We start from the raw sequence: 8,860 nt of genomic DNA, 5'->3' as shown, positions 1-8,860 counted from the left end.
ATACCGCGAGCAGTACCTTGAATATCACCAACGCCGGTGCCTTTACGCTGAACAATACCCTGATCGGGGCTGGGCAGGTTAATGTCACTACCGGGGGGAATGCCTTCAACTTCGACACTGGGGTAGGCAGCGCCTTTGCCGGCAATGTGACGCTGAATGACACTACCTTCTCACTGGCGGGAACCAATACCGCAACGCTGGAGAATGCTGGGCTAACGTTAGCCACCGGCAGTGTCACGACGGTGGGTACCGGAACGGCAAGTACTGAAACGGTGCGGGATCTGGTGATGGATGGCGGTACGCTGAAATTTACCGGTGGAGCCCCGTTGTCAATTGCGCAGAGTACTATCGACACCAATAATCTGACTACCGGCGCTAACGGCGGCATTATCGACGTAATCACCGGAGGTAGCTGGAGCAATGACCTGCCAGTGGTAGATCCTAATCTGTCGATCCTCGATCAGAACCTGGGTACCACGGCAATGACGCTCATCACTGCCAGCAATGCCAGTGGGGCTGCTCAACTGACACTGAATATTGACGGCCAGGCGGTGACGCCAGCGGGCATTGTTTCCGAGATTAATCAGAACAGTGTCCATGTGGCTGATGCGACCTACAATTACGCCTTGTCCAACACTAGCGGTAGTGCCAATGGCCTGTATCTCAACTATGGTCTGAGTGCCATTAACCTGCTGTTGGACGATGCTGATGCGTTGATTATTGCCACTGGTGCCAACCCAGGCTCCAGCAGAGAGTTGACAGCCCTGTTGACCGGGAATGGTGGCATCGTTTTTGATGCTACCTTGGGTTCGGGTGCGTTGACGGTAACCAATAGCAACAACCTCTACCAGGGCAGTACCACAGTACAGGGTGGTACCGTACAACTGGGGAGCAACAATGGTTTCGGTGAAACCTTGTTGCTGAGGGTTGCAAGTACCGGCACGTTTAATGGCAACTCGTTTAACCAAACGGTAAAAGCGCTGGATAACCAGGGTACGGTCAACGTCGGTACCGGTATCTTGACCAATAGCGGGTTGTTGACTAACACCGGGGTGATTGATATCACCGGCGGTACGCTGAACCTGAACGGGGGAGGCACCTCCACGGCGGTGGGTGGCCTGACCGGTGCGGGAGCCTTGAACGTCAACGGCGGTACCTTGACCCTGAGCGTTGCCAACAGTGGCTTGACAACCGCGACCAATACCCTGATAGCAGCGCTGGCAATCGTCAATTTGACTGCGGCCGATGCCTTGGGTAGCAGTGCGGTGAATGTGTTGGGCTCCCTGAACCTGAATGCCGCTGATACGTTGGCCAACATTCTCAGTGGTGACGGCACCGTTAATACCAATGCGGCAGTGACCTTAGAGGGGACCAATAATTTCACCGGTCAGCACAATATCAATGCCGGTGGTGTATTAACCATTACCGATATCAATAACCTGGGCACGTCGGATGCCAGTGTTGACCTGACAGCCGCTGGTGCTGAACTGATACTCGATGGGGTCAGCGGTACGCTGGCTAACACCTTGAGCGGTGATGCGGCCTCGACGGTACAACTGACGAATACTGCAAACACCACGCTGACCGGTAGCAACACCGGTTTTGATGGCCTGTTTGATTTGGTGGGTAATAGCACGCTGAGTGTGTCGCAGAATGCCAACCTGGGTGATGGCAGTGTCAGTATCGCTGATGGCAGTACCCTTAACTTTAACGCCTTTGAAGGCGGCACCTTGACCTCGCTGGGTAATGTTATCGATGGTGCAGGGAGCTGGGTGCTGAACAACAGCAATATCGACCTGAGGGGGAATAGCAATGCCTCTGGCTTTAGTGGCTTGCTGAATATCAATACCAACTCAGCATTGACCATCAACAGCGCTACCGGGTTGAATGCGGATACGGTGCTGAATGTTAATGGTGCCACCAGCACCTTGAATATCACCAATGTGGGTGACTTTACCTTAAACAACACCCTGACCGGGGCTGGGCAGGTTAATGTCTCTACCGGGGGGAATGCCTTCAACTTCGACACCGGGGTAGGCAATGCCTTTGCCGGCAATGTGACGCTGAATGACACTACCTTCTCACTGGCGGGGACCAATACCGCAACGCTGGAGAATGCCGGCCTGACGTTAGCCACTGGCAGTGTCACGACGGTGGGTACCGGAACGGCAAGTACTGAAACGGTGCGGGATCTGGTGATGGACGGCGGTACGCTGAAATTTACCGGTGGAGCCCCGTTGTCAATTGCGCAGAGTACTATCGACACCAATAATTTGACTACCACCGCTAACGGCGGCATCATCGATGTCATAACCGGAGGTAGCTGGAGCAATGACCTGCCTGTGGTAGATCCAAATCTGTCGATCCTCGATCAGAATCGGGGTACCACGGCGATGACGCTCATCACTGCCACCAATGCCAGTGGGGCTGATCAACTGATACTGAATATTGACGGCCAGGCGGTGACACCAGCGGGCATTGTTTCACAGATTAACCAGAGTGGTAACCATGTTGCCGATGCAACCTACAATTACCAACTTTCTAACCTCAACAGCAGCAATGCCAATGGCCTGTATCTGAATTATGGTCTGAGTGCCATTAACCTACTGACAGATACTAGCAACGGCGGTGCGCTGATTATTGCCACTGATGCTGGCGCTGGCTCCAACAGAGTCTTGACGGCCCTGTTGACCGGGGGTGGTGGCATCGTATTTGATGCCACCAATGGTGGATTGACGGTAACCAATAGCAACAACCTCTACCAGGGCAGTACCACAGTACAGGGTGGTACCGTACAACTGGGGAGCAACAATGGATTCGGTGAAACCTTGTTGCTGAGGGTTGCAAGTACCGGCACGTTTAATGGCAACTCGTTTAACCAAACGGTGAAAGCGTTGGATAACCAGGGTACGGTCAACGTCGGTACCGGTATCCTGACCAATAGCGGGTTGTTGACTAACAACGGGGTGATTGATATCACCGGCGGTACGCTGAACCTGAACGGGGGAGGCACCTCCACTGCGGTGGGTGGCCTGACCGGTGCGGGGGCGTTGAACGTTAACGGCGGTACCTTGATCCTCAGTGCCGCCAACAGTGGCCTGACAACCGCGACCAATACCCTGATAGCAGCGCCGGCAATCGTCACCTTGACCGCTGTCAATGCCTTGGGTAGCAGTGCGGTGAATGTGTTGGGCACCTTGAACCTGGATGCCGCCGATACGCTGTCTAACGTGCTCAGTGGTAACGGTATCATCAATACTGATGCGGCAGTGACACTGAGTGGTAGCAATAGCTTTAGTGGTACCCACGATATCAATACCGGGGGAGCGTTAACCGTCAGTGCCGCCAATAACCTGGGGACTTCCGCTGCCACTGTCAATCTGAACGATGCGACCTCGCAACTGATATTCAATGGCTTGAGTGGCGATGTGGCCAATACCTTGACTGGCGCACCTGATTCTACAATTACCGTGAATAACCAAGCCAACATGTCACTGTCTGCTAACAACAGTGGATTTGGTGGTCAGTTTGGCATTGCCGGCAATAGTATCTTAAGCGTTAGCCAAAACCAGAATCTGGGAGCGGGCTCAGTCAACATTGATAGCGGTAGCCAACTGCAGTTCTCACAACTGACCGGGACGCTAAGTAATGTGATTAGCGGGGCTGGGATCTGGGCGCTGTCAAACGCCAGTAATGTTACGTTGAATGGCAATAATGCCTCGGCATTTGTCGGAACGGTGAGTATCAACGGCGGCTCAGTGCTGAATCTGACCACTGCCGATTGGTTCAATCCATTAGCCACCGTGGATGTTGTTGCTGCTGTTGATACGCTGAATATCAATAACGATGGTGACTTCAGCTTTAATAACCAGTTATTGGGTGCCGGTGTACTCAACATCAGTACCAATAATAATGTGTTCAGCTTTGGTAGTAATGTGGGTAACGGATTTACCGGACAGGTCAATCTGCAAAATACCCAGTTCAATTTGTCCGGTGATAATACCGATAGTAATACCAATACCACTCTGAACCTGGAAACCAACAGCCGTACTTCTGTGGGTGATGGGGTGCAGCGGATCGGTGCGCTGACGATGAATGGCGGTACGTTGATCTTCAATAATATCATTGATAACAGTGGGATACTCTATTCTGCCGGGACAATTGAGGCCAACAGTATCAATACGACGGGTGGTGGTACGGTGAGTGTTAATCTGCCGCCTGATGTTTCCCCAAGCCTGGATGGGTTGAGTATTCTGGAGCTGGATACCGGTTACATTGTGGTTGATTTGATCAAAGGCGCAGCCACTGGCAGTGGTCGTGAACTGACTCTGACCGATGAGAATGATGTGCCGATCACGCAACAATACCTTGAACCGCTAACCAATCCGAACAGTGACCTCATCGCGGCGATGGGTACCTTCGACTTTGGCCTGACGACGGGAGGCCAATTGGATGGGCTTTACGTCAACTATAGCCTGAAGAGCATGGAGCTTCTGTTGACTGGCAGCGATGCGCTGGAGCTTATAGCCAGTGCCACAGATAATGGAACGCTCGCCAACGATCTCTTTGCACAGGTGACTGGCGCAGGGGACTTGGCGATTAGTGAAGCTGATGCTGGAGCAATCATTACCATCTCAGGCACCACTAACAATTACACTGGTAAAACGTTAGTGCGTTCCGGAACCTTGCAGTTGGATGCGGATACCGCGTTAGGGAGAACCTCGGATCTGGTGATTAGCAGCGGAGCTGCCGTCGATATCAATGGACATACTCAGACTATCGGGGCTTTAAACAGTGATACCGCCAGTACCTTGAACCTGAATGGTGGTAATTTAACCGTCAGTCGCGGTGGTACGGTAGATGGGGCTCTGACGGGGGCTGGTAATCTGGTCTTAACCGACAGTACGTTGGCAGTGAATAGCAACAATACCAGATTTAGTGGCATCACCACCATCAGCAGTGCAGCAACCGCTGCTCTGACTCAGGCGAAAGGACTCGGAACCGGTGCTATTGTGGTCGATGGAGCACTGCACCTTGATGGTAGTGCTGGCGGGTTGCAAAGCGCGACACTGGTCAACGTGCTACAAGGCAGTGGTAGCACGCTGTTAAGTGATGGTGCCAATGTCATACTGAGTGGCAACAACCTTGATTATTCGGGGACCTTTACCACCCAGGCTGGCACTACCCTGACAGCGATGGGGGGTGAAAACTTCGGTAGCGCATCGGTTCTCAACTCAGGCAGTGTGGTACTTAATACCGCGAGTTACTGGGATCTCACCACGCCAATCAGTGGTACTGGCAGCCTGATCAAACAGGGTAGCGGTATGGTACTGATTGGCAATAGCCTAGTCAGTGCCGGTATGACCACGGTACAATCCGGTACGCTATTGGTGGGTTCTGCACCGGTTAACGTGGTGACACCAACAACCTTTGCTTCGCCAGTCGCTACCGCTTCAGCTCAAACAGCAACCTTGACCAGTGATGTGACGGTACAGGCCAACGGCACCTTCGGTGGTGATGGGCAGGTCATCGGTAATGTTAGCAACGCTGGGAATATGGTGATTGGCCGTGCAGCGACGGGCGGCAACTTCAGTGACTTTATTATCAACGGCGATTATGTGGGTAATGGCGGTAACATTGCTTTCAATACGGTTCTGGCAGGCGACAATGCGGCAACCGATAGATTGGTGATTACCGGTAATACCTCGGGCGCCAGTACGGTATCGGTGACCAATATTGGCGGTAATGGTGAGAAGAATATCAATGGTATTCAGATCATTAATGTTGGCGGTGCGTCCAACGGCAACTTTACCTTAAATGGTCGTGCTCAGGCTGGTCTGTTGGAATACTTCTTGTATCAAGGGACGCCGGGTAATCCTGCAGACGGTAGTTGGTATCTGCGCTCCAATTACCAGGACAAAGAGATCACTTATAACCCTGAAGCAGGTGGTTTTATTGCTAACCTCGCTGCTGCCAATACGCTGTTCAACACTCGGTTGGAAGACCTGCATTCATCTGATGCACGGGATGCAAACGAGCTGAATGGCGCGGGTACCCGCTCTAGCTTGTGGTTACGTCAGGTGGGTTCGCGTAATGAGTTTGAGGACTCCTCTGGACAGCTTTCCAACTCAAGTGATCGCTATGTGGTGCAATTGGGTGGAGAAGTCTGGGAGACGCAGTTTACCGATCAGGATCGCTTCGCGCTGGGTGTCATGGCGGGTTATGGTCGCTCTACGGGTACCACCGATTCGCGGGAAACCAGCTACCAGTCTGATAACAGTTTGACCGGTTATACTGTTGGGGTCTACGGTACCTGGTATGCACGGGCAACTGACCGTCATAGCCCTTATGTCCACGGCTGGCTGCAGTACGAATGGTTTAATGCCTCGGTCAGTAGCAACTCTTATGACAGCGGCACCTACCATTTGAATGGGGTAAGTACTTCGTTAGAAGGCGGTTATCCAATTCCAATTTATCAAGGTGAGCGGAATCACACTTATCTGACACCACAAGCACAGGTGACCCTCAATTCGACCTCGATGGATGATGTGAACAATGGCGGAGTGAAGGTAGAGCAGGACGGTAATAACAATCTGCAAACGCGTGTGGGATTGAAACTGTCTAACGATACCTTTATCGGCAAAGACAAATCACGCATCCTTACGACTTATCTGAATGTTAACTGGATCCATAATGGCAGCCAACCTGGGGTTATGTCTGATGGATTCGGTATTGAGCAGACTGGTAGTCGTAATGTGGTTGAGGTGAAAGTCGGCATTGATGGCAAGGTGACTGAGAATCTCAGTGCTTGGGGGAGTTTGTCTCAGCAGATTGGTCAGAATGGTTATGATGAAAAAGCAGCGATGCTTGGGGTGAAATACTCGTTCTGATGGTGATGTGTGGTTGAATCTACTGGCTGCCTTTTTAGGCAGCCAGTTTGCTATTGGGTGTACCGTAACCAGCAGTTAACCGGAAGCATACGCTGGAAGTCCCTTGGGAGTGATATTAAGAAAAATCTTATAAATCATTGAGGTGAGGTATAATGCGCCCTGGCGGGGGTTGAAACATTTACTTACACTTATCTTGTTTATTAATTTCCTTAATGCTTCTATGGTGGTCGCCATAGGTTTTTATCTGACCATTTTTCAGTCTCAGAAAAACTTATGATACACAGCGCTCTGCCCTTATCCTGTAATATGAATATGTTGGTTGGTGACCCTGTTGTTGTCTGCATCCGGTGATGCAAAAGGAAGTGGTTGTTTGGCAAGGGGGCCATACCGGTTTATTTCCCGAGGCAGACCGCTATTCATTATCTTCATTGAATAGGGTTAGCAATGTCAAATTCCTTCCAAAGTGAAATTCCTAAAGCTAGGATTAATCTGAAATTAGCACTGCATACGGGTGGCACACAAAAGAAAACCGAAATACCGTTAAAATTGTTGGTGGCGGGTGACTTTAGTCATGGTCAAGAGATGGCCTCGTTGTCTGAGCGTGAGAAGGTAAACATAAATAAAAATAATTTTAATTCGGTATTACAGGATTTTTCACCTTCTGTCAATATTGCGGTGGAAAATACCTTGGCGGGGGATGGCAGTGAAGAAAATATCCGCCTGACCTTCCAGAACATGAAAGACTTTACCCCCGAACAGGTTGCTCGTCAAATCCCGCAACTGAAAGCCATGCTGGCGATGCGCAGTCTGCTGCGTGACCTCAAATCCAACCTGCTGGATAACCAGGCCTTCCGTAAAGAGCTGGAAAAGATCCTGCGTGACCCTGCCCTGAGCAATGAACTGCGTTCTGAACTGTCTGCCCTGGCGCCTCAACAGGCTTAACCGGCGACCGGATTTTAATGGATTAACACGAGATAATGCTAATGACTGTAAAACATGAAAATGCGACCGCGGGTGAAAGCGTGGTATTAGAGCGCCCGGCGGCCGGCGGTGTTTATGCCTCCCTGTTTGAAAAAATCAACCTGAGCCCGGTTTCTCACCTCAGTGCGCTGGACAGCTGGCAGGATGCCCAGGCGATGTCTGATGCCACTGCCGATGAACGTTTGACCGCCGGGGTACAGGTGTTCCTCGAGCGTTTGCGCCTGGCCGGCACCAAAGTGGAAAAACTGGATAAAACCCTGATTGACCACCATATCGCCGAACTGGACTTTCAGATCAGCCGCCAACTGGATGCAGTGCTGCATCATGAAGAGTTTCAGGCGGTAGAATCTTTGTGGCGTGGCGTCAAATCCCTGGTGGACAAGACCGATTTCCGCCAGAACGTGCGTATTGAACTGCTGGACTTGTCGAAAGAAGATTTGCGTCAGGATTTTGAAGATGCACCGGAGATTATCCAGACCGGGCTGTACAAACACACGTATATCGATGAATACGATACGCCTGGTGGCGAGCCGATTGCCGCACTGATTTCTTCTTATGAATTCGATGCCTCGGCACAAGATGTGGCGCTGCTGCGTAATATATCAAAAGTCTCTGCCGCTGCCCATATGCCGTTTATCGGTTCAGCCGGCCCCAAATTTTTCTTGAAAGACAATATGGCCGATGTTGCCGCCATCAAAGACATTGGCAACTACTTTGACCGTGCCGAGTACATCAAGTGGAAATCCTTCCGCGAGACCGATGACTCCCGCTACATTGGTCTGGTGATGCCGCGTGTGCTGGGCCGCCTGCCGTATGGCCCGGATACCGTGCCGGTACGCAGCTTCAACTACGTGGAAGAGGTCAAAGGGCCGGACCATGACCGTTATCTGTGGACCAATGCCTCGTTTGCCTTTGCTGCCAACATGGTGCGCAGTTTTATCAATAACGGCTGGTGTGTGCAAATCCGTGGCCCGCAGGCCGGTGGCGCA

General features: G+C 51.6%; 3 protein-coding genes. All 3 read left to right on the top strand.

Going from position 1 to position 8,860, the window contains the following annotated elements:
* Window positions 1-17 precede the first annotated feature (17 nt).
* Complete coding sequence (locus AC2A06_RS18290) at window positions 18-6,890, top strand: autotransporter outer membrane beta-barrel domain-containing protein (protein WP_484381228.1); 6,873 nt, start codon at window positions 18-20, stop codon at window positions 6,888-6,890.
* A gap of 444 nt (window positions 6,891-7,334) precedes the next feature.
* Window positions 7,335-7,832: a type VI secretion system contractile sheath small subunit gene (gene tssB, locus AC2A06_RS18285; RefSeq protein ID WP_484381227.1), complete on the top strand. Its 498-nt coding sequence runs from the start codon at window positions 7,335-7,337 to the stop codon at window positions 7,830-7,832.
* Window positions 7,833-7,867: 35 nt separating this feature from the next.
* Window positions 7,868-8,860, top strand: a 993-nt coding sequence (gene tssC / locus AC2A06_RS18280) for a type VI secretion system contractile sheath large subunit (protein ID WP_484380466.1), incomplete at its 3' end; no start/stop codon positions are given.

It is taken from the genome of Serratia sp. HNCC26DJ244, from assembly GCF_057180565.1.
This window is presented reverse-complemented; position numbering and strand designations above follow the sequence as displayed.